The following is a 25,389-nucleotide window of genomic DNA, read 5'->3' as shown; positions in this document are numbered from 1 at the left end:
CCGGAGAAGGCCTGGAATCACCCCACCGCGCGCAGCTCCGCCAGCACCGCCCCGGCCGTCCGCCAGCCGCTGGCCAGCGCCCCCTGGATCGACGGGCTGTCCCGGTGGTCGCCGGCCACGAACAGCCCGTCGCCGAGCGCCACCGGCTTGCGCAGTCGCCCCTGCGGCGGCGGCGCGGCGGGCAGCGCGGCGGGGACCTCGACGGTCGTCAGGTGGGTCCAGTCCGCGGTGGAGCGTCCGTAGAGCCGGTCCAGCTCGCGCCGGATCGCCGGCTCGGGCGGGGCGCTCGGGCCGACCACCGAGGTGGCCACCAAATGCCACCCGGCCGGCGCGTACGTCGGGACGGCGTTGCTGACCACGACGGTGTTGGCGACCATCTCCCGCCGGTCCCCGTCGACCAGCAGGATCGGCTCGTCCAGCGGGGCCTCCGGCGTGCTGTGATAGTAGGTCGTGTAGCTGTGCATGCGTACCCGGGCCAGGGTGGGCAGCAGCATTCCCGCCGCCGGCGGGTCGACGGCGACCACGACGGCGCGGCAGCCGACGTCGCCGGCCTGGGTGCGGACCCGGCCGGGCGCCACCTCGGCGACCGGGGTGTCCAGCTCGATCAGGTCGGCGGGCAGCGGTTCGGCGACGGCCCGGGGCAGCGCGGCCATCCCCCGGGCGGGCAGGCCGATCCGGCCGCGCGCGAAGGAGCGCAGGATCATCGCCAGTACGTGGCTGGAGGTCTCCAGCTCCCGGTCGATGAGGACGCCGGAGAGGAACGGCCGCAGCAACTCCTCGATGATCGTGTCGGAGAGCCCGGCCCGGCGCAGCGCGGCCTCGGTGGTGGTCTCCGGTGCGGTGAGCAGTCGGCTCTTCGGCAGGGTGGCGCAGCCGGTGGCGAGCGCGGCGAAGCGGATCCGGTCGAGCAGCGAGCCGATGCCGGCCAGGGCCGTGCCGGGTGCGCCGCCGGGCTCGCGCAGCGGGTTGACGAGCCGGTCGAGCCGGTCGCCGCGGCGCACCAGCACCCCGGAGGTGAACCAGCCCAGCTCCAGGCGGTCGACGTCGAGCAGGGTGCCCAGCCTCGGGTAGGCGGTGTTCAACACCTGGAAGCCGCGGTCGAGCAGGTAGCCGTCGACCGCGTCGGTGGCGACCCGGCCGCCGAGCCGGCCACCGGCCTCCAGCAGCCGCCAGGGCACGCCGGCGCGGTGCAGCCGGCGGGCGGCGGCCAGCCCGGCGAGGCCGCCGCCGACGATGATGACGTCCGTCTCAGCCAGCATGCCCGGCCTCCGTCCCGGTCCGGGCCGTCCGGGCCAGCCGGCTCGGCCACCAGATTTTCGGCCCGATGTCGTACGACAGCGCGGGCACCAGCAGCGAGCGGACCACGATGGTGTCCAGCAGTACGCCCACCGCCACCGCCACACCGAGTTCCACCAGCACCACCAGCGGCAGGACGGCCAGCGCGGAGAACGTCGCGGCGAGCACGATGCCGGCGGAGGTGATCACCCCGCCGGTCACCGCGAGGCCGGACAGCACCCCGGCCCGGGTGCCCCGCTTGACCGACTCCTCGCGGACCCGGCTCATCAGGAAGATGTTGTAGTCGATGCCGAGGGCGACCAGGAAGACGAACGCGAAGAGCGGGAAGGACGCGTCGACCCCGGGGAAGTCGAGGACGTACCGGAAGATCAGCGCGCACAGGCCGAGGGTGGCCAGGAAGGACAGCACCACGGTCGCGATCAGCAGCACCGGGGCGAGCAGGGCGCGCAGCAGCAGGGCCAGGATCACCGCGATGACCACCAGCACCACCGGGATGATCACGTTGCGGTCGCGGGTGGAGGCCGCGGAGGTGTCCACGTTGATCGCGGTGAACCCGCCGACCACGGCGTCGGCGCCGGCGACCCGGTGCACCGCCACCCGCAGGTCGCGGATGGCCCGCTCGGCGCCGTCGCTGTCCGGCGGGTCGGACAGCGTCGCCTCCAGCTGCACCTTGCCATCGACCACCTTGGGGGGCGCGTTGGGGTCGGGCGGACCGGCCCGCTCACCGGCGACCGGCCGTACGGCGGCGACGCCGCGGACGCCCTGCGCCACCCGGGCGACCTCCTGGGCGGCCTGCTGGTTGGTGAAGATGGTCGCCGGGCTGCCGGTGCCCGCCGGGTAGTGCCGGGCGATGACCTCCTGGCCGGCGACCGAGTCGGTCCGGTTGGTGAACAGGTCGGACTGGCCGAGGGTGGTGACGCCGAGCTGGGCCAGGCCGAGGGTGAGCAGGGCCAGGGCCGCGGCGGTCACCAACCAGACCGGGCGGGCGCGCCGGGCGACGAAGCCGGCGACCCGGCTCCAGATGCCGTGCTCGGCCCGCGGGTCGGCCTGGTCCGCCCGGGGCCGGCGGGGCCAGAACGCCCACCGGCCGCCGAGCACCAGCAGCGCCGGCAGGAAGGTGAGCATCACGACCAGCGTGGCGGCGATGCCGACGGCGGCGACCGGGCCGAGCGCCCGGTTGGAGTTGAGGCTGGACAGCAGCAGGCAGAGCAGGCTGACGATCACGGTGGCGCCGGAGGCGATGATCGCCGGGGCGGCGCCCCGCCAGGCGGTCTTCATCGCGTCCCAGGGCCGCTCATGCCGGTGCAGTTCCTCCCGGTAGCGGGCGATCAGCAGCAGCGCGTAGTCGGTGCCGGCGCCGAAGACCAGCACGGTCAGGATGCCCTGCGCCTGCCCGTTCAGTTTGATCACGTCGTTCTTCGCCAGGTGGTAGACGAACACCGACGCCAGCGCGTACGACATCCCGGCCGCGAGCAGCGGAAAGAGCCAGAGCACCGGGCTGCGGTAGACGATCAGCAGAATCACCAGCACCACGACCAGGGTGACCAGCAGCAGCGGCCCGTCGATGGCGCCGAACACCTCGATCAGGTCGGCCAGCAGCCCGGCCGGTCCGGCGACGTCGACGGTCAGCCCGTCCCGGTCGCCACCGGCGATCCCGCGCAGTTCCTCGACCACCCGGCCGATCTCCTCGCCCTCCGACTCGTCGATCGGTACGACGACCTGGAGCGCCTGACCGTCCTGGCTGGGGACCGGCGGCGGCAGCGGCCCGCGCACGCCCGGGAGCTGGGCGAACCGCGCGGTGTCGGCGGCCGCCCGCTGCCGGTCGGCGTCGGTGATGCCGGAGCCGCGCTCGTAGACCACCAGCGCCGGGGTGCTCTCCCGCTCCACGAAGCCGCCGGCGAGGTTCTGCGCCCGGGTCGCCTCGGCGTCGGCGGGCAGGAACGAGGCGTTGTCGTTGGTGGCGACCTCGCCCAGTTTCCCGGAGTACGGCCCGGCGATCCCGCCGACCACGAGCCAGCCGAGCACCACCAGCACCGCGATCAGCGTGGCCGCGGCAGGTCCCCGTCTTCCGGCCATCTCCACCCGTCCCGTGAATCGACGCACCAATCGACGCATCGAAAGACTAAGCCGACATCGCCCATCCTGCCGCCCGAGCACGCCCCGCCGGGCCGGAACTGCACGCCGACCCCACACCCGCCCTTCGTGATCCGTCTGAGTCGGTGATCAAGAGGTTTGCGTCTGGGGACGGCAGGTCGGTGACGCAAACTTCTTGATCACCGGGGAGGTCGCGGCCGGGACGGGGGCGAGGCGTGATCCGGGGGGTGGGAACGAGAAACGCCCGTCGGCGGGGCCGACGGGCGCGGGTGGAGCGGGAGCTCCCCCGTTTGGACTCGAACCAAAAACCTGCCGGTTAACAGCCGGCTGCTCTGCCAATTGAGCTACGGGGGACTGCTTGTCACCGCGCTCCGGATCTCCCCGGCGCTCGGCGACGGCACAAGAGTACAGGATTCCCGGGGGGTCTGGTCCAGGGGGTTACCTCCACAGCCCTCGCCGGGGAGGGCCGCGACACGGCAGGAATAAAACCGGACAAATCGTCATCACGGCACAACCAGGCATGAGCGCGGAGCAGGATGGGTAGTTAGCTGCCGACAGAGGACTAGGGCGCGACATGGTCGGACCCAACCGGATCTCCGGGCGGGAACGGCGGAGCGTCAGGTACGAAAGGAGCCGCCATGCGCGGAAAGATCATGTTCCTTGGCGGGCTGGCTGCGGGCTTCGTCCTGGGCGCCCGTGCCGGCCGGGAGAAGTACGAGGAGCTGGTCGTCCGGGGCCGTAAGGTGCTCGACCACCCGACCGTCCAGGAGGCGGCGGGTGTCGCGCAGGCCCAGGCGACCCGGCTCTACAGCGAGGGCAAGGACAAGCTCGGCCAGTCCAAGCTCGGTGAGAAGCTGGGCACCGGCAACGGCAACAAGCAGGAGCTGACCGCGGCGGACGACGCGTTCGCGGGCACGCCGGCCACCATCGGCGCGAAGTCGGGCAGCTCGTCGAGCTCCCCCAGCTCGTCGTCCACCACCGCGCGGCCCAAGCCGTCGGGCACGGGCACCAACGCCAGCACCCTCTAACCGCACCTTCCACGCGGGCCGGTCGTCGTCGACGACCGGCCCGCTGGCGTGTGGGCCGGAAACACGGCAGGTCAGACCCTCCCCCACCCCAGCCGGTGCCACTTTCGGCGATTTGAAGCAAAAGTTCGCACCAAACATCGAAAACTTCTGCCGTCAACCTCTTCTCTTTGGTCCTCCGCGCAAATATCGTCCTGCGTAGAACCTGGCCAGGCTCTTGGTACTCGTAGCGACCCTCCTCAGCGACGGCGCTGAGGCGGACCCGCCCCGACCAGAGCGAGGTTCGATGCGCAGACCCACCGGCCGAAGGGCCATCGCCTACCTCAGCCTTCTCACCCTCGTCGGCGCGACACTCGTCGCGACCGCACCACCGCAGCCGACGCCGGCGCTCGCCGCCCCGGTGCCGGCCAGCAACGGCATGGACTACAAGGTCCTCGTCTTCACCCGGTCCGCCGGCGGCAGCCACGCCGCCACCGCCGCCGGAGTGGACGCGATCCGGCAGCTCGGCAACGACCGGCGGTTCACCGTCGAGGTGACCGACGACGCCCGCAGGTTCGACGAGCCGCATCTCAAGCAGTTCCGCGCCGTGGTGTTCCTGAACACCGCCGGCGACGTCCTCACCGACGGCCAGCAGGCCGCGTTCGAGCAGTACTACCGCGACGGCGGCGGCTTCGTCGGCGTCCACTCGGCCATCGAGGCCGAGCCCGGCTGGTCCTTCCTGGACAAGGTCCTGGGCACCCGGGCGACCGGCGCCGCCACGTCGGCGAGCCCGGCCACCGTCACCGTGGCCGACCGGGTGCATCCCGCCTCGGAGCGGCTGCCGGAACGGTGGACGCACAGCGACCGCTGGTACAACTTCGCCGACCACGTCCGGGGCGTGTCGCACGTGCTGGCCACCGTGGACGAGAAGACGTACGCCGGCGGGTCGATGGGCTTCGACCACCCGGTCACCTGGTGCAAGGACTACCAGGGCGGCCGCTCCTTCTACACCGGACTCGGCGCGACGCCGGAGAGCTACGGCAGCACCGACCTGCGCGCCCACCTCGGCGGGGCGATCCAGTGGGCGGCCGGCGTGACCGACGGCGACTGCGGCGCGACCGTGCTGGCCAACTACCAGATGACGGTGATCGGGGCCCAGCCGAACGTCAACGAGCCGATCGGCTTCGACACGCTCCCCGACGGGCGGGTGATCCAGACCGACCGCCGCGGCGGCGTACGCCTGCACGACCCGGAGAGCAACCAGACCATCGTGCTGGCCCAGATCCCGGTCTACACCCACAGCGAGGACGGGATGTACGGCCCGGCGATCGACCGGGACTTCGCCACCAACAAGTGGGTCTACCTGTACTACGCGCCCCCGCTGGACACCCCCACCGGCGGCGCGCCGACCACCAGCACCGACCCCACGACCTGGGACCGGTGGAAGGGCTACTTCCAGCTCTCCCGCTACAAGTTCGTCGACGGCGAAACCCCGTCGCTGGACCTGAGCACCGAGCAGAAGATCCTTCAGGTGCCGGTGGACCGGGGCGCCTGCTGCCACGTGGCCGGCGACATCGCGTTCGACTCCAAGAACAACCTCTGGCTGGTCACCGGGGACGACACCCCGGCCGGCGGCGGTGGCTCCGGCGGCTTCTCGCCGCACAACGACTCGGTCAGCGCCACCGGCGTCTACCAGGCGCCCTTCGTGGACGCCCGGCGCAGCTCCGCCAACACCAACGACCTGCGGGGCAAGGTGCTGCGCATCGCGGTGGGGGTGGACGGCTCGTACACCGTCCCGGCGGGCAACCTCTTCCCGGCCGGCGCCGAGAAGACCCGACCGGAGATCTACGCGATGGGGCTGCGCAACCCGTTCCGGATCACCCTGGACAAGAACGACGTCGCGTACGTCACCGACTACTCCCCCGACTCCTCGACGGCCGCGGTCGGCCGGGGACCGGCGGGCACCGGCCGGATGATGGTGATCGACAAGCCGGCGAACTACGGCTGGCCGATGTGCGTGCAGCCGGACCTGCCGTACATCGAGATGAACTGGACCACCAGTCCGATCTCGCCGGTCGCGCCGTTCGACTGCGCGGCGCCGAAGAACACCTCGCGGCACAACACCGGCCTGACCGACCTGCCGGCGGTGGAGAAGTCCGAGCTCTGGTACTCGTTCCAGGCGCCGACCCCGTGCCCGCAGTCCTACCTGTCGACACCGACGCAGACCTGCCCGGTGCTCTTCCCGGAACTCGGCACCGGCGGTGTCGGACCGCACGGAGCCGCCCGCTACGACTTCGACCCGGAGCTGAGGTCGGAGACGAAGTTCCCCGAGTACTACGACGGCGCGGTCTTCTTCGGCGAGTTCACCCGGGACACCCTCAAGGAGGTCCGGCTCGACGCCAAGGGCGACATCCTGAAGATCAACAATGTGCTGAACTGCGGTCAGGCACCCACCACGGCGGCCAAGCCATTCCTCTGCGACAACCCCATGGACATGAAGTGGGGCGCGGACGGCAACTTCTACCTGCTGACGTACGGCGACGGGTTCTTCAACGTCAACCCGGACGCGGCGATGCTGAAGTTCAGCTACGTCAAGGGGCTGCGGGCGCCGAACGCCGTGCTCACCGCGACGCCCACCAACGGCATCGCGCCGCTGACCGTCGCCTTCTCCAGCGAGGGCTCCAAGGACCCCGACCCGGCGGACTCGATCTCGTTCGCCTGGGACTTCGACGGCAACGGCACCACCGACTCGGTCGACCCGAACCCGTCGCACACCTACACCGCCAACGGGGTCTACACCGCCCGGCTGACGGTGACCGACTCCAGCGGCAAGAGCGCGTCGGCGAACACCACCATCACCGTCGGCAACACCGCGCCGACCGTCACGGTCAACACCCCGCTCGAAGGCGGCTTCTTCAGCTGGGGCGACGACATCCCCTGGTCGGTGGCGGTCACCGATCCGGAGGACGGGCCGGTCGACTGCGCCAAGGTGGAGGTGACCTTCGTCCTCGGCCACGACCAGCACGGCCACGGCGAGGCCAACCAGTTCGGCTGCTCCGGGGTGCTGCCCACCGATCCGGACGACGCGTCTCACGGCGGCTACATCTACGGCGTGGTCAGCGCGTCATACACCGACGGCGGCGCCAACGGCCAACCGGCGCTGACCACCGTCGACCAGCAGATCGTCCAGGCGAAGCGGCAGGAGGTCGAGTTCGCCACCGACGAGTCGGGCACCACCGTCGGCACCAGCGCCGACACCGGCGGCGGGCAGCAGCGCGGCAGCCTCGATCCGGGCGACTGGATCGCGGTCAACAACACCGTCAACCTGCAGAACATGCAGTCGGTGACGCTGCGCACCTCGGGCGGCAGCGCGGCCACGGCCGGGCAGCCCCGGTTCGGCGTCGAGTTCCGGCTCGACTCCCCCACCGGCCCGTTGCTGAGCACCGCCACGGTCAACGCGACCAGCGGCAACAACGCCTTCACCAGCACAGGCGTGCCGATCACCGACCCGGGCGGCACGCACCGGCTCTACCTCGTGTTCCACACCGTTCCCGGCGGCCCGACCGGCGGTTTCGGCAACCTCAACTGGGTCGAGTTCACCGGCCAGGGCATCGGCGTCGCTCCGTAGCGCCGCCGTGGTCGCGGGCCGCCGCCCGGCGGTCCGCGGCCCTGGGCACCATCACCCGTCATCGCACCGAGAGAGGCAGCAGCAGATGAACGACAACCAGCACGGAATGAGCCGTCGTCGGATCCTCGGCGCCTTCGCCGGCGTCGCCGGCGCGGCCGCCGTCGGGGCCGCCGGCTGGGCGCCCGCCGCCGGAGCCGACGGCAACGGACTGCTCGTGCCGACCGGCAAGCGCGGCATCATCCTCTACAGCGTCCGGGACCGGATCGGCGCCGCACCGGACGCCACCGGAGTGCCGTACGGCTTCGAGAGGGTGCTCGCCCGGCTCGCCGAGATCGGCTACAAGGAGGTCGAGTTCGCCGGCTACAACCAGCACGTCTCGATCCTGGGCCGGCAGATCACCGCCGCCGAGATCCGCAAGATCCTCGACGACAACGGGCTGCGCGCCAACGGCTCGCACGCCTCCATCCCGAGCACCATCAACCCGACCACCCTCGCCGCGTTCGAGCAGCAGCTCGACATCGCCGAGACGCTGGGAATGACCCACATCGGCACCGGCAACGACCCGACCGGCAGCAACTACAAGGCCGACTGGGACGCGGCGGCGGACCGGTGGAACACCCTCGGCCAGTTGGCCGCCGCCCGTGGGCTCAAGCTCTACACGCACAACCACGACGCGGCGTACAACTTCCTGCTCGACAGCGGGCCGCTGGACGCGCTGGGCCGGCCCACCCGGTCCTCGGGTGTCCGGAAGCTGGAGTACTTCATCGGGCTCACCGACCCGGAGTACGTCTGGTTCGAGATGGACATCTACTGGGCGCACGTGGCCCAGCACCGGTTCCGCAGCTACACCGACCCGGACGGGGTGACGCAGACCGACGTCTTCGACCCGCTGGCCACGGTGGCGGCCCAGCCGATCCGGTTCCCGCTGTTCCACGCCAAGGACGGCGCGTTCAACCCGGCCAGCAGCGCCGGGTACGACATGGTGCCGCTCGGCCAGGGCGACATCGACTACGGCACCTTCTTCGCCAACATGGGTGCCAAGGGCTACCACAACCCGATGTGGGAGCAGGACAACGCGCCGGGCGGCAGCGCCGACCCGGGCCGCTCGCTGCGCTACGCCGAGGTGAGCTACCAGCACATGTCGGGTCTGCGGGGCTGACGGACCCGACCATGGATCGAGTGGCCGCACCCGGGCGGCGTACCGGGTGCGGCCACTCGCGCCATCAGGCGTAACACCGCCGTGGAAGACTCCGGCCGGAGGTGGTGGCGATGGTTCCCGTCCGACCGGAGAACGCGTACCAGGCACGACTGCTGCGGATGCTGCGCGACGACGGCCCGCGGTCGCGGGTGGAGCTGGGCGACGCGGTGGGCCTGTCCCGGTCGCGGCTGATCGCGGAGGTGGACCGCCTCGTGGAGCTGGGCCTGGTCGAGACCGCCGGGCCGGCGGCCTCCCGCGGCGGCCGGCGGTCGTCACTGCTCCGCGTCGCCGGCACGGTCCGCTTCGCCGGCGTCGTGATCGGCACGGACCGGCTCACCGTCGCCGTCACCGACGGCGAGCTGAACGTGCTGGCCGAGCTCCGCGAGCCGGCAGACGTCCGGTCCGGTCCGGGGCCGGTGGTCGCCCGGGCCGCGGAACTCGTCGGCAAGCTCCGGGCCGAACTGGGCCTGGCCCAGCTCACCGGCGTCGGCGTCGGGCTGCCGGGGCCGGTCGCCTTCCGGGCGGGCACCCCGATCGCCCCCGGCGCCCTGCCCGGCTGGCACGGGTTTCCGGTGCGGGACGCCCTCGGCGCCGAGCTGGGCTGCCCGACGCTGGTCGACAACGACGCCAACGTGATGGCGCTCGGCGAGCAGCACGCCGGGATCGGCCGCACCTTCGACGACTTCCTGTACGTCAAGCTCGGCAGCGCGATCGGTTGCGGCCTGGTGCTGCGGGGCGCGCCGCACCGGGGCGCGACGAGCGGCGCCGGCGACATCGCCCACCTGCGGCTCGCCGACGACGGCCCGGGCTGCGCCTGCGGCGAGGCGGGGTGCCTGGAGGCGTACTGCGGCGAGGCCGGGCTGGTCGGCGCGGCGCTGGACGCGGCGCGGTCGGGCCGCTCCCCCGCCCTGGCCGACCGGCTGGCCACCATCGGCACCCTGACCATGGCGGACGTCGCCGGGGCGGCGGCCGGAGGCGACCCGGCGGTGCAGGCCGTCGTGCGGGACGCCGCCCGCCGGCTGGGCCAGGTGCTGGTCGGGCTGGTGAGCTTCGTCAACCCCGGCATCGTGATCATCGGCGGCGCCCCGGACGGTCTCGGGCACACCCTGCTGGCCGAGATCCGGGCCGTGGTCTACCGCCGGTCGGCGCCGCTGACCACCGGCACGATGCCGATCGTCCTGTCCGACCTCGGCGAGCGGGCCGGCATGGTGGGCGCGGCCCGGTTGATCAGCGAACAGGCCTTCGCCACGGACTGACCGGCCTCGCCGGGGCAGCCTGGCCGACCGCCTCCCGCCGCACCATGCGGCCAGGAAGGCGGCCGGTCGGGCCAGGGCCGGTCAGTCCTTGCTGCTGAACGCGGCGTCGAACGCCGCCGCGGGGGCGTCGAAGGCGAGCCGGCGGACGAACTGCAACGCCTCCGGCGCGCCGACCAGCCGGTCCATTCCGGCGTCCTCCCACTCGATGGAGATCGGCCCGTCGTAGCCGATCGCGTTGAGCGCCCGGAAGCAGTCCTCCCAGGGCACGTCGCCGTGGCCGGTGGAGACGAAGTCCCAGCCCCGGCGCAGATCGGCCCAGGGCAGGTGGGACGAGAGCCGGCCGCGCCGCCCGTCGCCGGTACGCACCTTCGCGTCCTTGCAGTCCACGTGGTAGATCCGGTCGGCGAACTCGAGGATGAAGTTCACCGGGTCCAGCTCCTGCCAGACGAAGTGCGACGGGTCCCAGTTGAGCCCGAACGCCGGCCGGTGGCCGATCGCGGCGAGCGCCCGCCGCGTCGTCCAGTAGTCGTAGGCGATCTCGCTCGGGTGCACCTCGTGGGCGAAGCGGACCCCGACGGAGTCGAAGACGTCGAGGATCGGGTTCCACCGGTCGGCGAAGTCCCGGTAGCCGCGCTCGATCATCTCCGGCGGCACCGGCGGGAACATCGCCAGGGTGTGCCAGATGGACGAGCCGGTGAACCCGACCACCGTCTTCACCCCGAGCTTCGCCGCCGCGCGGGCGGTGTCCTTCATCTCCTCGGCGGCGCGCCGGCGTACCCCCTCGGGTTCGCCGTCGCCCCAGATCCGGGCGGGCAGGATGCCCTGGTGCCGCTCGTCGATCGGGTGGTCGCAGACCGCCTGCCCGACGAGGTGGTTGGAGATGGCGTGGACGCTGAGGTGGTGCTTGGCGAGGGTCTCCTTCTTGCGCTCGACGTACGAGTCGTCGGCGAGGGCCTTGTCGACCTCGAAGTGGTCACCCCAGCAGGCGATCTCCAGCCCGTCGTAGCCCCACTCGGAGGCGAGCCGGCAGACCTCGTCGAACGGAAGATCGGCCCACTGGCCGGTGAAGAGCGTGATCGGTCGCGCCATCGTCGTTGTCTCCCCTGTCGTGATGGGGATTCCTCAGCGTGGGCGGGGCGGGGCGAGGGGCCACCGGTGCGGAGGCGTCACGGATCGCCGGTGGGTGCGGCACACACCTGGGCCCGACGGGTTGCGCCTCCCGCCGGGTCACCGGCCACCTCGCGGTCGCCGCCCTCACTCTAGGACCGCCGGGACCGGCTGGGAAGGGCCCCGTCAGGACCCGCGGACGGTCAGTCGGCCTGCTCCTCGGCGGCGGGCAGCTCGGCGCGCACCGACCAGCCGCCGTCCGGGCGGGGGCCGGCGGTGAAGGTGCCGCCGACCGCCTCGGCCCGCTCGCGCAGGCCGCGCAGGCCGAGCCCGGCGCTCGGCCCCGGCGACGGGGCTGTCTCGGCGCCGGCGTCGCGTACCTCGATGGCGACGCCCGCGGGGTCGTAGCGCAGCCGGACCGCCACCGCCGCGCCCGGCGCGTGCCGGTGAGCGTTGGTCAGCGACTCCTGGATGATCCGGTACGCCGCGACGTCCACCTCGGTGGGCAGCGGGCGGGGCTGGCCGGCCACGCTCCAGCGCACCGGCTCGCCGGTGCGGAACCCCTCCACCAGCGCGTCCAGCCGGTTCAGGCTGGGGGCCGGCTCGGTGGGCGTGCCGGTCTCCTCCTCCGGCCGCAAGGTCCGCTCGGCGCGCCGGTCCCTTTCCTCCCGCACCGCCACGTACGCCCGCCGGCTGCGCACCGCGTCGCCGACGGCCACCGCGACGCCGAACCAGAGCAGCAGCACCACCACCGCCGGGTCCGGCCCGACCACGCCGAGCGTGGCGACCGCCGCCGCGCCGACGGCCAGGGCGCCGACCAGGCCGGCCACGGCGGCGGTCCGCCGGTCGGCGCGGGTGGCGACGGTGTACGCGGCGATCGCCACGGTGAGCACCATGGGCCCCCGGGCGACCCCGGCGAGCTGCGCGAGCACCACGCTGACGGTGGTCAGGGCGAGCACCGGCAGCGGGTGGCGGCGGCGCACCGCCAGCGCTCCGGAGCCGATGGCGGCGAGCAGCACGGCGGCGAGGCTGAGCGGCGCCCCGGGCGGCCCGCCGGGCGGGTTCACCGGCAGCAGGCCGGCCAGGAAGAGCGCGGCGGCCAGCAGCGCGTCGACGACCGCCGGGTGCGCCCGCGCGATCCGGCGCCACTCCGCGAGCCGTCCCATGCGGTCAAGGTACGGCAGCCGCCCGGCCCCGGACGCGGCACCGCCGGGGTGCGTGGGCACCCCGGCGGCGTCACGTGCACCGGATCGACATGGTGGACGACCCGGTCGGTGGGTCAGGGCAAGGTCCACTTCTGGTTGGCCGCGCCGTTGCAGGTCCAGAGCTGGACCGGGGTGCTGTCGGCGGAGTTGTTGCCGGCCACGTCCAGGCACTTGCCGGACTGCGGGTTGCGCAGCGACCCGTCGGCCTGGGCCGACCAGTTCTGCGCGCCGCTGCCGTTGCAGGTCCAGAGCTGGATCTTGGTGCCGTCGGCCGAGCCGCCGCCGGAGACGTCCAGGCACTTGCCCAGCGCCTTGATCGTCGAGTTCGGCGTCACCGTCCAGGTCTGCGCCCCGCTGCCGTTGCAGGTGTAGAGCTGGATCTGCGTGCCGTCGGCGGTGCCGCTGCTACGGACGTCCAGGCACTTGCCGGCGAGGCCCTTGATCGGTCCGGTGCCGCCGGTGCCGCCGCCACCGCCCCGGATCAGGGTGAAGTCGTCGACGTCGAAGAGGCCGGTGCCGGTGCCGGTGTAGGTCAGGTACAGGTTCTGGGTGCCGGACGGCACCCCGGTCAGGGCGGTGGTGACGTCGGCGTACGTCGTCCAGCTGCCGGTGTTGGGCACCGCGACCGAGCCGAGGACGGTGCCGGTGGTCGATCCGGTACGCACCTGGATGGTGCCGCCGGGCCCGCCGGAGACGACCCGCGCCTTGAACGACGTCACCCCGGTCAGGTCCAGCCCGTTGTACGCCGACCAGTCGCCCGGGTCGATGTAGCCGAGGGTCTGCCCGCCGTTCGCGCCGGCCTTGGTGAACGGGGTGACCCCGCTGGCCGAGCTGAACGCCTCGGCCTGGACGGTGGTGTTACCGCCCGGGGTGGAGCCGAGTTCCTTGATCCGGATGTTGCGGAACGAGGCGTCGTCGCCGGTGCCGTGGTTCTGCAGGCCGATGTGCCCGGCGAGCGAGCGGACCGGGTTGGTGTTGGTGAAGTCGTTGATCTTCACGCCGTTGAGGAAGACCTGGAGCCGCTCGCCCTCGACCAGCAGCTCGTAGGTGTTCCACTCGCCCGGCGGGTTCAGCGCCGCGTCCCGGGCGGCGATGTCCGCGGACTTGAAGGTGTAGACCGCGCCGGTGGTGCGGTCGGCCGCGTCGGTGGCGTCGATCTGGATCTCGTAGCCGTTGTTGACCGCGGACCAGGGATCGGTCGACGGCGGGAAGCCGATGAAGACCCCGGAGTTGTCGTCGCCGGCGAGCCGCCAGTCCAGCTTGAGCGAGTAGTTGGTGAACTGCTTCGCGCTGTACCAGTAGAGCCCCATCCCGCCGACCGAGGTGAGCGTGGCGTCGGCATTGGTGAAGCTGCCCGGCCCGGCCTGCGACCAGCCGGTGGTGGAGCCGTTGTAGAGGGTGGTGTAGCCGGTCTCCGGCCGGCAGTCGGCCTTGGCACGGCCGGCCGCGTACCGGATGCCGCCGAGCAGGTGGGCCCGGAACGCCGGTTCGGCGTACGACGCCTGGGTGTGCCCACCGCCGGTGTAGAAGGCCCGGCCGCCGCTGTAGGTCTTGCACCAGGAGTGCGGATGGTCCGCGCCCATCCCGCCACCGGAGTACGACGACTCGTCGAGGGTGGCCAGCACCCGGGCGGTGGAGCGGGCGTTGGTCTGGTAGTTGTACCACTCGTCGGTGCGGGTCCAGGTCTGCGGCAGGTGCGCGCTGGCCGGGTGCGCCCGGTTCTCCACCTTGACGTTGGCCTGCTGGATGGCCGGGTGCGAGGCGAAGTACGCCCCGACCAGGTTGCCGTAGAACGACCAGCCGTACTCGGTGTCGGCGGCGGCGTGCACGCCGACGTACCCGCCCCCGGAGCCGATGTACGACTCGAAGGCGGTCTGCTGGTTGGCGTTGAGCACGTCGCCGGTGGTGTTGAGGAAGACCACCGCCTCGTACTGGGCCAGGTTGCCGGTGGTGAACGCGGCGGCGTCCTCGGTGGCGGTGACGGTGAAGCTGTTGGCCGCGCCGAGGTCGCGGATGGCCTGGGTGCCGACGGCGATGGAGTCGTGCCGGAACCCGGCGGTCTTGGAGAAGACGAGCACGTCGTACGGGGTGTCGGCGGCGGACGCCGGGGTGGCGGGGGTGGTGCAGGCGAGGACGGCGAGGACGGCGGTGGCCGCGCCGAGGACGGGACGCAGGAGTCTGCGCATGTCGCTCTCCTATCGGTGGGCGGGAGCCCCGGGCGGGCCGGCGGGCCGGGCGGGGCCCCCGCGCGTTCACTCGGTTACGGCAGGGTCCACTTCTGGTTGGCGGCGCCGGTGCAGGTCCACAGGTGCACCGGGGTGCTGTCGGCGGAGTTGTTGCCCGAGACGTCGAGGCACTTGCCGGACTGCGGGTTGCGTACCGTGCCGTCGGCCTGGGCGGCCCAGTTCTGCGCGCCGCTGCCGTTGCAGGTCCAGAGCTGGATCTTGGTGCCGTCGGCGGACCCGCCGCCGGAGACGTCCAGGCACTTGCCCAGCGCCTTGATCGTCGAGTTCGGCGTCACCGTCCAGCTCTGCGCCGTGGTGCCGTTGCAGGTGTAGAGCTGGATCTGGGTGCCGTCGGCGGTGGCGGCGTTGCGGACGTCCAGGCACTTGCCGGCGAGCCCGACCACCGGCCCGGTGCGCACCGTCGCGCCCGTGGTGAAGGTGAACGCGTCGACGTCGTAGAGCGCCCCGGTGCCCGACCCGGCGAAGGTCAGGTAGAGCGTCGTGGTGCCCGCCGGCGCCCCGGAGATCGCGCCGGTGACCGTGGTGAAGGAGTCCCAGGCGCCGGTGACCGGCACCGTCGCGGAGCCGAGCACCGTACCGGTGGCCGACCCGGCCCGGACCTGGAGGGTGCCGCCCGCGCCGGCCGAGGAGACCCGGGCGTTGAACGAGGTGACGTCGCCCAGCTGGTACGGCTGGAAGGCGATCCAGTCCCCGTTGTTGATGTCGCCGACGGTCTTCCCGCCCTCGGCGGTCGCCTTGTCGAAGGTGTTGATGCCGGACGAGGTCTTGAAGTGCTCGGCCTGCCGGTGCCGGGGCTGGAGGGTGTGCTGGGTGTGCGTCGTCAGCCCGCCCGCGTCGGTGTACTCGGCGTCGAAGATGGCGAAGATGTTCGCCGCGTCGTCGTGCTCACCGTCGACCGGGATGGCGATCGAGCCGGAACAGCCGGTCTTCGAGGTGATCTGGTGGCCGTGCTGGTCGTGGCCGAGCACGTAGGTCATCTTGACCTTGGTGCAGTCGATCGTGCCGTCCTCGGGGTCGGTGACGGTGATGCTGAAGGGCACCGTGTCGCCGTAGGAGAAGAGCTTGCCGTTGCCGGGGCTGTTGATCGTCACGGTCGGGGCGGTGTTGCCGACGCTGATCACCACGCTGGCGCTGCCGGTGGCGTTCTGCGGGTCCTTGACCGTCAGCGTGGCGGTGTACGTCCCGTTGGCGGTGTAGGTCTTCGACGGGTTGGCGGCGGTGGAGGTGGTGCCGTCGCCGAAGTTCCACGCGTACGTCAGCGCCCCGCCCTCCGGGTCCGACGACCCGGCCGAGGAGAAGTTGACGGTCAACGGGGCGGCGCCGGAGGTCTTGTCCGCGGTCGCCTTCGCCGTCGGCGCCCGGTTGCCGCCGCCGATGTGGTCGAAGCGGTAGAGCGCCGAGTTGGCGTCGCCGTTGAAGTAGCCGGTGCCGTAGTCGAGCACGTAGTACGCGCCGTCCGGGCCGAAGGCGGAGTCCATCACCTGCTTGCCGGTCCACGGGAAGCTGTCGATGGTGCCGCGCGAGCCGTCGGTGTTGACGTGGATCGGCTTGATCCAGCCGCGGCCGAACTCGGTGGCGAAGAACTGCCCGTCGAAGGACTGCGGGAACTTGGTGGTCGACGTCGACGACGCGTTGTAGCGGTAGACCGGGCCGGCCATCGGGGACTCGGAGCCGCCGCCGAACTCGGGCGGGCTGCCGGCGTCGCCGGCGTACCGGATCCAGGCCGGCTTGGCCGCGGGCAGTGTGCTCTGGCCGGTGTTGCGGAACGAGTTGTTGGTGGGGCCGCCGGTGCAGTTGTACTTGGCGCCGCCGGTGCCGGTGGCGAAGTCCCACTCGTTGTAGGTCTCGGTGCTGGTGTTGGTGCCGGTGCAGTACGGCCAGCCGTAGTTGCCGGGCGCGGTGACCCGGTTGAACTCGACCTGGCCGGAGGGGCCCCGGGTGGCCGAGGTGGTGCCGGCGTCGGGGCCGTAGTCGCCGACGTAGACGATGCCGGTGGCCTTGTCGACGCTCATCCGGAACGGGTTGCGGAAGCCCATCGCGTAGATCTCGGGCCGGGTCTTCGCGGTGCCGACCGGGAAGAGGTTGCCGGACGGGATCGAGTACGAGCCGTTGGCGTTCACCTTGATCCGCAGGATCTTGCCGCGCAGGTCGTTGGTGTTGCCGGCGCTGCGCTGCGCGTCGTACCCGGGGTTGCGGTTGGTCCGCTCGTCCAGCGGGGCGTAGCCGGCGGAGTCGAACGGGTTGGTGTCGTCCCCGGTGGACAGGTAGAGGTTGCCGGCGGCGTCGAAGTCGATGTCGCCGCCGACGTGGCAGCAGAGCCCCCGGTCGGCGGGTACGTCCAGCACGTCGACCTTGCTGGCCTGGTTGACGGTGAAGTCGGCGTTGAGGGTGAACCGGGACAGCCGGTTGACGCCCTGCCAGGCGGAGAAGTCGCTGCCGGTGGCCGGCGCGTCGCCGGCGGGGGTGGACAGCGGCGGGGCGTAGTAGAGGTAGATGTGCCGGTTGGTGGCGAAGTTCGGGTCGACGCCGACGCCCTGCAACCCCTCCTCGTCGTGGGTGTAGACCGACAGGGTGCCGATCACCGAGGTGGTGCCGTTGGCGTCGGTGCGCCGGAGGGTGCCGTTGCGGGCGGTGTGCAGGACCGAGCGGTCCGGCAGCACGGCCAGGGACATCGGTTCGCCCGTCTCGGCGACACCGCGGGCCAGCTCGACCTGCTGGAAGTCGGTGGCGCTGATGACGTGGGCGGCGGCCGGGGCGGGGCCGCCGAGGGCGGTCGGGCCGGCCGTGACGCCGACGGTGCCGACGGCCGCCACCAGGAGCAGGGCGGACGCGGCGGAGGACCATCGTGGGGAGCGGTGGGTGGGTGCGTCCTTCATGGACATTCTGTGCTGTCCCTTCCTGACGAGTGACTGCCAGGGTGGGGCGCGCGCCGTCGCGCCGGTGCCGGGTACGGGGATGCGGCAGGGCCGCCCGGGCGGCGCCGGAGGCGGCCGTGACCACCGGTCGGGGCGGGGGGACCGCGCGCCCGGGGGCCACCAGTCGATGGGTTACCGCGCCGCCGGTTCACCTCGACGAAACATGTTCGTGATGCCACGAACATTAAGGCTTGTGAATTTGTCTGTCCATACCTTCTGCCCCGTGGAAGCGAACTTTTGTCCAATTGGCTGAAAGCTCGCGGGCGCGGCGAGGAAAGGGCCCGGCGGGCCCGTGGCGCGCTGCCGGCGTCAGCTCCGGCGGTGCACCGCCTGGTCGCCCAGCGCGGCCAGCGCCGCCAGCGCCGGCTCCGCCAGTGGCAGCCGGTCCAGCGCCGCCCGGGCGGCGTCCGCGCGCAGCAGGATCAGCCGCTCGATCTGCTCCCGGGCCCCGGTCGCCTCGATGATCGCGCGCAGCTCGGCCGCGCCGTCGGCGTCCAGGTCGGGATTGCCGAACAGGTCGCGCAGCCGGGCGCTCTGCGCCCGGTCGGCGGCGTCGCGGGCCAGCGCCATCATCACCGTCGGCTTGCCCTCGCGCAGGTCGTCCAGGACGGACTTGCCGGTCACCGCCGGGTCACCGAAGACGCCGAGCACGTCGTCGCGGAGCTGGAACGCGTCGCCGAGCGGGTCGCCGAAATCGGTGAGCGCGGCCACCAGCTCCGGCTCGGCGCCGGCCAGCGCCGCGCCGATCTGCAACGGGCGGGTGACCGTGTACCGGGCGGCCTTCATCCGGATCACGGTGAGCGCGCTGGCCACCGAGCCGTCGCCGACGCCGGAGACCAGGTCCAGGTACTCCCCCGCGATCACCTCGGTGCGCATCCGGGCGAAGACCGGGTACCCCCGGCAGACCTGCGCGGTGCTCAACCCGCACTCGTGGAACATCTGGTCCGACCAGGCGGCGCAGAGGTCCCCGCAGAGCAGCGCGGTGTTACGCCCGTACGCCTCCGGGTCGCCGCGCCAGGCGGACCGGGTGTGCAGGTCGGCGAAGAGCCGGTGCACCGACGGCGCGCCCCGGCGGCGGTCGCTGCCGTCGAGGATGTCGTCGTGGATCAGGGCGAACGCGTGGAACAGCTCCAGCGCCGCCGCGGCGACCACGATCGGCCGGTCGTCCCCGCCGCCGGCGCCGCGCCAGCCCCAGTAGCAGAACAGCGGGCGCAACCGCTTGCCGCCGGCCAGCACGAAGCGGTGCAGGGCGGCGAAGATGCCGCGCGGCGCGCCGTCCGGCCAGTCCGGCCCCTGCCGGTCCAGGAAGGCCACCAGTTCGGCGTCGAAGCGCGCCCGCAGCCCGCTGGTGTCGGTCGGGGGCGCGGTGACGGTCACCGCCGCTCCCCCGGTCCCGACGGCGGTCCGGCCGGACCGGGCGGTCGCCCGCCCGACGACGCCACGGCGGCCGGGGACGGCACCGGCGCCGCACGGGCCGGGGACGGCACCGGCGCCGCGCCGCCCGGGGCGGACGGCGGGGCCAGCCCGGCCAGCTCCAGCAACAGCGCCTTCACCTCGGTGGCCGCGAGCCGGTCCCGGGCGGCGGCCGGGTCGGAGCAGAGCAGCACCGGGGCGTCCGCCGGGTCGGCGGGAAGCCGACCGTGCGAGCCCCGGACCGCCCGCGCCCCGGCGTCGAGGCCGACCACCCTCATCAGGTACCGCATGCCCAGCTTCTTGCGGGCCAGCGCGACCGCCGCCCGGCGCTTCGCCGCCCCCGGCGCGGCCGGGTCGAAGAAGAGCTCCGCCGGGTCGTACCCGGGTTTGCGGTGGATCTCGACGAGCCGGGCGAAGTCCGGGGCGCGGGCGTCGTCGAGCCAGTAGTAGTACGTGAACCAGGCGTCCGGCTCGGCCACCAGCACCAGCTCGCCGGCGCGCGGATGGTCCAGCCCGGCCGCCGCCTTGCCGTCGGCGTCGAGCACCTCGGCCACCCCGGGCAGGCCGGCGCAGAGCTTCGCCACCGCCGGCACGTCGGCCGGGTCGCGGACGTAGACGTGGGCCACCTGGTGGTCCGCCACAGCGAAGGCCCGCGACGTCCACGGGTCCAGGTACTCCATCCCGGCCTGGGTGTAGACCCGCAGCAGCCCCTCGGCGCGCAGCATCCGGTTGACGTCCACCGGGCGGGAGACGTCGGTGATGCCGTACTCCGACAGCGCCACCACGGTCGCGTCCCGCGCACGGGCGGCGTCCAGCAGCGGGCCCAGCACCGCGTCCAGCTCCGCCGCCGCGGCGGCGGCCCGCGGCGAGGACGGACCGAAGCGTTGCAGGTCGTAGTCGAGGTGCGGGACGTAGACCAGGGTGAGGTCCGGGGCGTGGTCGGCGAGGATCCGCTCGGCGGCCCGGCAGATCCACGCGGAGGAGGGCAGCCCGGCGCCGGGCCCCCAGTAGGTGAAGAGCGGGAAGGTGCCCAGCGCGTCGGTGAGCGTGTCGTGCAGCTCCGGCGGGTCCGTCCAGCAGTCCGGCTCCTTGCGACCGTCGGCGTGGTAGACCGGGCGGGGGGTGACCGTCCAGTTCACGTCCGCGCCCATCGCGTACCACCAGCAGACGTTGGCCACCGTGTAGCCCGGTTCGGCCCGGCGGGCGGCCTGCCAGAGCTTCTCCCCGCCGACCAGGGCGTGGTGCTGCCGCCACAGCAGCACCTCGCCGAGGTCGCGGAAGTACCAGCCGTTGCCCACGATCCCGTGCCCGGCGGGCGGCTCCCCGGTGAGCAGGGTCGCCTGCGCCGAGCAGGTCACCGCGGGCAGCACCGTGCCGAGGCCGGCGGCGAACCCCTCGTCGGCGACCGCGCGCAGCCGGGGCATGTGCGCCAGCAGCCGCGGGGTCAACCCGACCACGTCCAGCACCACCAGTCGACGGCTCATGCCGGCACCCCGGAATGTCGGTCGGTCACTCGTTCGCTCATCGTCGTACCCCTCCGGTCGTCGGGACGGGACTCCCCCGCCGGTGTCAGGCCGAGCGCGACCAGCTCGTCGCGGGCGAAGGCCAGCTCGGCGGCGATGCCGGCGGCCAGCTCCGCGTCGGTGCGCGGCCGGCGCGCCGCCGGCAGCACCCCCCACGTGTACGTCTCGACGTCGAGGTGGTCGCAGCCGGCGGCGGGACCGGCGAACAGCTCGGCCAGCGCGGTGCGCAGCACCGGCACGGTCGAGGTCAGCGGTTCCTCGGGCGGGGCGTGCAGCGGCACGTGGTAGTGCACCCGCCACGGTCCCGGCGGCCGCCCGGCCAGCGCGCCGTCCAGGTCGTCGGTGGCGTACGCCGGGTCGGCCGGGTCGGCGGCGTGGGCGGTTCCGGCGGCCCGGGTCTGGTGCAGGAAGCGGGGCTCCACCCAGCGCGCCAGCGCGTCGGCGGCGGTGGGCGGGTGGGCGGCCTCCAGGGCGGCGGAGACCTGCACCTTGACCACCGGGAGCCCGGCGGCGCGCAGCCGGCCCAGCGCCTCGGCCGGCTCCTCCCAGGCGCAGGCGAGGTGCGCCAGGTCCAGGCAGACGCCGAGCCGGTCGGTGTCCACGCCGGCCAGCGCGGTGACCGCCTGCCCGGTGCGCTCGACCACGCAGCCCGGCTCCGGCTCGAAGCCGACCCGCACCGGGCGGCCGGTGTCCCGTTCGATCGCGGCGAGCCCGGCCGCGAGGTCGTCCAGCCGGCGGCGGGCGGCGTCGGCGCGGGCGGCGTCCCAGGGCTGCCGCCAGGCCAGCGGCAGGGTGGAGACCGAGCCCCGGGCCGCGTCGTCGGGGAGCAGGTCGGCCAGGACCCGGGCCAGGTCGAGGGTGTAGCGCAGCCGGGCGTCGGTGGTCCAGTCCGGACGGTAGACCGCGCCCTTGACCACGGGTGCCTGGAAGGCCGCGTACGGGAAGCCGTTGAGGGTGACCACCTCCAGCCCGCGACGGGTCAGCTCGGCGCGCAGCCGGCGCCGGGCGGCCGGGTCGGCGGCCAGTTCGGCGGCGACCGGCGCGGCGAGCCAGAGGCCGAGCCCGAGCAGGTCGGCGCCGAGCGCCTCGCGCACCGGCTCGGCGTGGGTCCCCAGTTGGGCGAGAATGCCGGCGGCGTCCTCGGCGGGGTGCACGTTGGTGCAGTAGCCGAGGTGGACGGTGCTGCCGTCGGCGTGCCGCAGCCGCATCAGTCGCCGCCGCGCAGGATCGAGTTCCCGGCGAAGGTCCCGGCCGGCACGGCGTCCAGGTCGGTCAGGTCGAGCCGGCCGGACTGCCCGTAGAACTCCACCGGGTTACGCCAGAGCACCCGGTCGACGTCGTCGTCGGTGAACCCGGCCAGCAGCATCGCCTCGCCGGTGGCCCGGGTCAGCAGCGGGTCCGAGCGCCCCCAGTCGGCGGCGGAATTGACCAGCACCCGCTGCGGCCCGTACGTGCGCAGCAGCTCCACCATCCGAGGCGGGGACATCTTGGTGTCCGGGTAGATGGAGAAGCCCAGCCAGCAGCCGGTGTCCCGGACCAGTTTGACGGTGACCTCGTTGAGGTGGTCCAGCACCACCCGGCCGGGGTCGATACCGGACTCGGCGACCACCGCGAGGCTCCGCTCGACGCCCCGGGCCTTGTCCCGGTGCGGGGTGTGCACCAGCGCCGGCAGGTCGTGCGCCACGGCCAGGGCGAGCTGGGCGGCGAACGCCTCGTCCTCCTGCGGGGTCATCGAGTCGTACCCGATCTCGCCGACCGCCACCACGGTGTCCTTCTCCAGGTAGCGCGGGAGCAGGTCGAGCACCGGCCGGCAGCGCGGGTCGTTGGCCTCCTTCGGGTTGAGCGCGACGGTGGCATGGTGCCGGACGCCGAACTGCCCGGCCCGGAACGGCTCCCACCCGATCAGCGAGTCGAAGTAGTCGGCGAAGGAGGCGGGGCTGGTGCGGGGCTGCCCCAGCCAGAACGCCGGCTCCACCACCGCGCGGACCCCGGCGGCGGCCATCCGCTCGTAGTCGTCGGTGGTCCGCGACGTCATGTGGATGTGCGGGTCGAAGATGCGCATTCACGCCTCCCTGATGGTGAGCCGGTCGAGCAGGTCGGTGGCGTCGGCGGGCAGCTCCCGGCCGGCGGCGTGCCGCTCCGCGGCGAGCGCGGCGAGCATCGCGGCCAGCTCGCCGTCGGCGCGGCGGTCCAGGTCGGCCACGACGGCGAGCGGCACGCCGGCGAAGACGCACTTGAGCACCGCCTGCCGCCAGGACGCCGGGTCCAGGTGCCGGGCGTACGGGCCGAGGGCGGCGGCCACCAGCCGGGTGTCGTTGGTGCGGATCGCGTCGTGCAGCAGCGGCACCCCGGCCGCGCCGACGGGCAGCAGCGGCAGGGCCTTGAGCACGGCCCGCTTCTCGGCGGCGTCGCCGTGCCGGTACAGCGCCTCGGCGTGCGTGGCGTGGTCGGCGGGCAGCGCGGTGAGCAGCAGCGCCCGGGCCGCCTCGTCGGCGGTCCAGCCGGGCACGCCGGCCAGGTCACCCCGACCGCAGTGCCGGCCGGCGGCCGGGAAGAACCGCGCGATCGTCGCGGGTTCGGCCGCGACGCGGCGCAGCGCCGCCGCCAGCCAGTCGGGATCGGGTACGCCCTCGAGCGCGGTCCGCAGTCGATCCGGTGTCATCCGTCTCTCCTCCCTCGTGCTGGTCGGTGTCTAGGCCACCTCGGCGGCGGCGCGCAGGAAGTCCAGCGACCGGGCGGCGACGGTGGGCGCGGCGTGCGAGTGCCGGGGCAGCTCCACCGCCACCAGCCCCCGGTAGCCGGCGTCGGCGAGGGCGCGCAGCACCGGCGGGAAGTCGATCTCACCGGTGCCGAACTCCAGGTGTTCGTGCACGCCCCGGCGCATGTCGTCGATCTGCACGTTGACCAGGTGCGCGGCCACCTGGTGGACGCACTCGGGCACCGGGCGCGGCTCCAGGCAGCGGCAGTGTCCGATGTCGAGGGTGCTGCCGAAGCGCGTCGGATCGCCGAGGGCGTGGCGGAGCCGCCGCCAGCCGGCGATGTCCTCGACGAGCATCCCGGGTTCCGGCTCGAAGCCGAGGGTCACCCCGGCGCGGTCCGCGGCGTCGAGCACCGTGGCGCAGCCGGCGACCAGCCGGTCCCAGGCGACGGCCGGCGGTACGGCGTCGGGGCGTACGCCGGCCCAGAAGGAGACCGCCTCCGCGCCGAGGTCGGCGCCGATCCGGACCGCCCGGGTCAGGAAGTCGATCCGGCGGGCCGGCTCGTCGTGCAGCAGCGTCGGCGCGTGCTTGTGCCAGGGGTCGAGCAGGTAGCGGGCCCCGGTCTCGACGACCACGGCGAGGCCGAGCGAGTCCAGCCGGCGGGCCACCTCGTCGACCCGGCGGGCCAGCCCGGGCGCGAACGGATCGAGGTGGTCGTGGTCGAGGGTGAGCGCGACGCCCTGGTAGCCCAGCTCGGCGATGACCGCGAGGGCGTCGTCCAGCCGGTGGTTGGCGAAGCCGTTGGTGCCGTAGCCGAACCGCGGCCCCGCCCCGGCCCGGTGCTCCCGGCCGACCGGTTCGGGGGTCGGCCGCGGCGGCGGCGCCGGCGGGTGGGGCGGCGGGGTGGTCATGTCGGGGAGACCCTGCGGGCCAGTCGGCGGCCCAGCGGCGCGGCGGCCGCCACCGCCAGGCCGAGCAGTCCGGCACCGGCCCGGGCGGTGAGCGCGCCCTGCAACGCCGGCAGCCCGGTGATCCCGGCGCCGACCGCGGCGCCCACCCGACCGGCGGACGGGTCGGCCGCCACCCGGGCCTGCGCCCCGCCGTACCGGGCGGCGTACCAGCCGGCCAGCGCGACGGGCAGCGCGGAGTCGGGGCGGGTGATGGGGGTCGCGGACCGGCGGGCGGCGGCGAGCGCGACCAGGGCGGTGCCGGCGAGGGTGCGCAGCGGCAGCGCGGTGTCCGCGCCGGCCACCTCGCGCCGGGAGAGCACGGTGACGGTGACGGTGTGCGCGGCGACGGTGAGCGCCGCCGGCAGCGCCCGGACCGGCCGCCCGCCGGTGGCGCCGAGCAGCACGTCCAGCCCCCGGCAGGCGGCCATCACGGCCGGGCCGGCGGCGGTGTTCTTCGCCGCCAGGTCGTACCCCCAGATCGTCGCGGCGAGCGGGATCGCGACGGCGGCGGCCCGCCGGCCGCCCGTGACGGCGGCCAGGCCCAGGCCGGCGGCGGTGAGGCCGGCGGCGAGACCGAGCGCGGCGGCGGGCGACACCCGGCCGCTGGGGATCGGCCGCTCGGGGCGTTCGACGGCGTCCAGCCGGCGGTCGGCCCAGTCGTTGGCGGCCATCCCGGCCCAGTAGAGCAGCACCGACGCGCCGGCCAGCCCGGCGGTACGCGGACCGAGCGCCCCGGCCGCGGCGGCGCCGGCGACCACGTCGCCCGGTACGGAGAGCGCGGCCGGCGCCCGGACCAGCTCGGCCAGGTCACCCAGCGTGCTCATGCCGTCGCCTCCCTTCGGTCGGCCACGCCAT

Annotated in this window: 17 protein-coding genes and 1 tRNA gene; 4 read left to right on the top strand and 14 right to left on the bottom strand. The window is 73.6% G+C overall.

Annotated elements, in window-relative coordinates:
* Positions 1-17: 17 nt before the first annotated feature.
* The 3 genes from V6U89_RS09145 to V6U89_RS09135 all read right to left on the bottom strand — a co-directional run bounded on the left by V6U89_RS09145 (position 18) and on the right by V6U89_RS09135 (position 3,744).
* On the bottom strand, positions 18-1,259 hold the full coding sequence (locus tag V6U89_RS09145) for an NAD(P)/FAD-dependent oxidoreductase (RefSeq protein ID WP_334570295.1): 1,242 nt from the start codon (positions 1,257-1,259) through the stop codon (positions 18-20).
* Positions 1,249-3,372: an MMPL family transporter gene (locus V6U89_RS09140; protein ID WP_334570294.1), complete on the bottom strand. Its 2,124-nt coding sequence runs from the start codon at positions 3,370-3,372 to the stop codon at positions 1,249-1,251. Before V6U89_RS09140 ends, V6U89_RS09145 begins: the two co-directional genes overlap by 11 nt.
* Positions 3,373-3,671: 299 nt before the next feature.
* Positions 3,672-3,744, bottom strand: a tRNA-Asn gene (locus V6U89_RS09135).
* A gap of 284 nt (positions 3,745-4,028) precedes the next feature.
* On the opposite strand from V6U89_RS09135, the gene V6U89_RS09130 reads away from it, so the two are divergent.
* From V6U89_RS09130 to V6U89_RS09115, 4 genes are all read left to right on the top strand, one after another.
* Positions 4,029-4,418 carry a hypothetical protein gene (locus V6U89_RS09130; protein WP_334570293.1) on the top strand — a complete coding sequence of 130 codons (390 nt, stop codon included), beginning with the start codon at positions 4,029-4,031 and terminating at the stop codon, positions 4,416-4,418.
* Between the two features lie 283 nt (positions 4,419-4,701).
* Positions 4,702-8,022, top strand: coding sequence for a ThuA domain-containing protein (locus V6U89_RS09125; protein ID WP_334570292.1), 3,321 nt, complete (start codon positions 4,702-4,704; stop codon positions 8,020-8,022).
* A gap of 85 nt (positions 8,023-8,107) precedes the next feature.
* Positions 8,108-9,181, top strand: coding sequence for a sugar phosphate isomerase/epimerase family protein (locus tag V6U89_RS09120; RefSeq protein ID WP_334570291.1), 1,074 nt, complete (start codon positions 8,108-8,110; stop codon positions 9,179-9,181).
* Between the two features lie 110 nt (positions 9,182-9,291).
* Complete coding sequence (locus V6U89_RS09115) at positions 9,292-10,476, top strand: ROK family transcriptional regulator (protein WP_334570290.1); 1,185 nt, start codon at positions 9,292-9,294, stop codon at positions 10,474-10,476.
* Positions 10,477-10,557: 81 nt separating this feature from the next.
* On the opposite strand, the gene V6U89_RS09110 is transcribed toward V6U89_RS09115, so the two are convergent.
* The 11 genes from V6U89_RS09110 to V6U89_RS09060 all read right to left on the bottom strand — a co-directional run bounded on the left by V6U89_RS09110 (position 10,558) and on the right by V6U89_RS09060 (position 25,358).
* On the bottom strand, positions 10,558-11,565 hold the full coding sequence (locus tag V6U89_RS09110) for a sugar phosphate isomerase/epimerase family protein (protein ID WP_334570289.1): 1,008 nt from the start codon (positions 11,563-11,565) through the stop codon (positions 10,558-10,560).
* 221 nt (positions 11,566-11,786) lie between these two features.
* The gene (locus V6U89_RS09105) at positions 11,787-12,749 is read right to left on the bottom strand and encodes a sensor histidine kinase (RefSeq protein ID WP_334570288.1); all 963 of its coding nucleotides are present in this window, start codon (positions 12,747-12,749) and stop codon (positions 11,787-11,789) included.
* Positions 12,750-12,862: 113 nt separating this feature from the next.
* Positions 12,863-14,974 carry a ThuA domain-containing protein gene (locus V6U89_RS09100; protein ID WP_334570286.1) on the bottom strand — a complete coding sequence of 704 codons (2,112 nt, stop codon included), beginning with the start codon at positions 14,972-14,974 and terminating at the stop codon, positions 12,863-12,865.
* Positions 14,975-15,048: 74 nt separating this feature from the next.
* Positions 15,049-17,916, bottom strand: coding sequence for a PQQ-dependent sugar dehydrogenase (locus V6U89_RS09095; RefSeq protein WP_334570284.1), 2,868 nt, complete (start codon positions 17,914-17,916; stop codon positions 15,049-15,051).
* A 342-nt stretch (positions 17,917-18,258) separates the two neighbouring features.
* Positions 18,259-19,326 carry a polyprenyl synthetase family protein gene (locus V6U89_RS09090; RefSeq protein WP_334570282.1) on the bottom strand — a complete coding sequence of 356 codons (1,068 nt, stop codon included), beginning with the start codon at positions 19,324-19,326 and terminating at the stop codon, positions 18,259-18,261.
* Positions 19,323-20,846, bottom strand: coding sequence for an alkaline phosphatase family protein (locus tag V6U89_RS09085; protein ID WP_334570280.1), 1,524 nt, complete (start codon positions 20,844-20,846; stop codon positions 19,323-19,325). The genes V6U89_RS09090 and V6U89_RS09085 overlap by 4 nt, the downstream gene beginning before the upstream one ends.
* Positions 20,843-22,093: a metabolite traffic protein EboE gene (gene eboE / locus V6U89_RS09080; RefSeq protein ID WP_334570279.1), complete on the bottom strand. Its 1,251-nt coding sequence runs from the start codon at positions 22,091-22,093 to the stop codon at positions 20,843-20,845. Before eboE ends, V6U89_RS09085 begins: the two co-directional genes overlap by 4 nt.
* Entirely contained in the window at positions 22,093-22,947 is an 855-nt protein-coding gene (locus V6U89_RS09075) for a TatD family hydrolase (protein ID WP_334570278.1), read from the bottom strand. The genes eboE and V6U89_RS09075 overlap by 1 nt, the downstream gene beginning before the upstream one ends.
* Positions 22,948-23,547 (bottom strand): EboA domain-containing protein, encoded by a 600-nt coding sequence (locus V6U89_RS09070; protein WP_334570277.1) that lies wholly within the window; start codon positions 23,545-23,547, stop codon positions 22,948-22,950. It lies immediately after the preceding gene.
* A gap of 30 nt (positions 23,548-23,577) precedes the next feature.
* Entirely contained in the window at positions 23,578-24,495 is a 918-nt protein-coding gene (locus V6U89_RS09065; RefSeq protein ID WP_334570276.1) for a sugar phosphate isomerase/epimerase family protein, read from the bottom strand.
* Positions 24,492-25,358 carry an SCO3242 family prenyltransferase gene (locus V6U89_RS09060; RefSeq protein ID WP_334570275.1) on the bottom strand — a complete coding sequence of 289 codons (867 nt, stop codon included), beginning with the start codon at positions 25,356-25,358 and terminating at the stop codon, positions 24,492-24,494. The genes V6U89_RS09065 and V6U89_RS09060 overlap by 4 nt, the downstream gene beginning before the upstream one ends.
* Between the last annotated feature and the right edge of the window lie 31 nt (positions 25,359-25,389).

It is taken from the genome of Micromonospora sp. CPCC 206171 (assembly GCF_036906755.1).
GTDB classification, from domain to species: Bacteria; Actinomycetota; Actinomycetes; order Mycobacteriales; family Micromonosporaceae; genus Micromonospora; species Micromonospora purpureochromogenes.
This window is presented reverse-complemented; position numbering and strand designations above follow the sequence as displayed.

Coding starts and splice junctions, on each gene's coding strand:
- V6U89_RS09145 (WP_334570295.1), bottom strand. CDS start 1,259: ATGCTGGCTGAGACGGACGTCATCATCGTCGGCGGCGGCCTCGCCGGG.
- V6U89_RS09140 (WP_334570294.1), bottom strand. CDS start 3,372: ATGGCCGGAAGACGGGGACCTGCCGCGGCCACGCTGATCGCGGTGCTG.
- V6U89_RS09130 (WP_334570293.1), top strand. CDS start 4,029: ATGCGCGGAAAGATCATGTTCCTTGGCGGGCTGGCTGCGGGCTTCGTC.
- V6U89_RS09125 (WP_334570292.1), top strand. CDS start 4,702: ATGCGCAGACCCACCGGCCGAAGGGCCATCGCCTACCTCAGCCTTCTC.
- V6U89_RS09120 (WP_334570291.1), top strand. CDS start 8,108: ATGAACGACAACCAGCACGGAATGAGCCGTCGTCGGATCCTCGGCGCC.
- V6U89_RS09115 (WP_334570290.1), top strand. CDS start 9,292: ATGGTTCCCGTCCGACCGGAGAACGCGTACCAGGCACGACTGCTGCGG.
- V6U89_RS09110 (WP_334570289.1), bottom strand. CDS start 11,565: ATGGCGCGACCGATCACGCTCTTCACCGGCCAGTGGGCCGATCTTCCG.
- V6U89_RS09105 (WP_334570288.1), bottom strand. CDS start 12,749: ATGGGACGGCTCGCGGAGTGGCGCCGGATCGCGCGGGCGCACCCGGCG.
- V6U89_RS09100 (WP_334570286.1), bottom strand. CDS start 14,974: ATGCGCAGACTCCTGCGTCCCGTCCTCGGCGCGGCCACCGCCGTCCTC.
- V6U89_RS09095 (WP_334570284.1), bottom strand. CDS start 17,916: ATGTCCATGAAGGACGCACCCACCCACCGCTCCCCACGATGGTCCTCC.
- V6U89_RS09085 (WP_334570280.1), bottom strand. CDS start 20,846: ATGAGCCGTCGACTGGTGGTGCTGGACGTGGTCGGGTTGACCCCGCGG.
- eboE (WP_334570279.1), bottom strand. CDS start 22,093: ATGCGGCTGCGGCACGCCGACGGCAGCACCGTCCACCTCGGCTACTGC.
- V6U89_RS09075 (WP_334570278.1), bottom strand. CDS start 22,947: ATGCGCATCTTCGACCCGCACATCCACATGACGTCGCGGACCACCGAC.
- V6U89_RS09070 (WP_334570277.1), bottom strand. CDS start 23,547: ATGACACCGGATCGACTGCGGACCGCGCTCGAGGGCGTACCCGATCCC.
- V6U89_RS09065 (WP_334570276.1), bottom strand. CDS start 24,495: ATGACCACCCCGCCGCCCCACCCGCCGGCGCCGCCGCCGCGGCCGACC.
- V6U89_RS09060 (WP_334570275.1), bottom strand. CDS start 25,358: ATGAGCACGCTGGGTGACCTGGCCGAGCTGGTCCGGGCGCCGGCCGCG.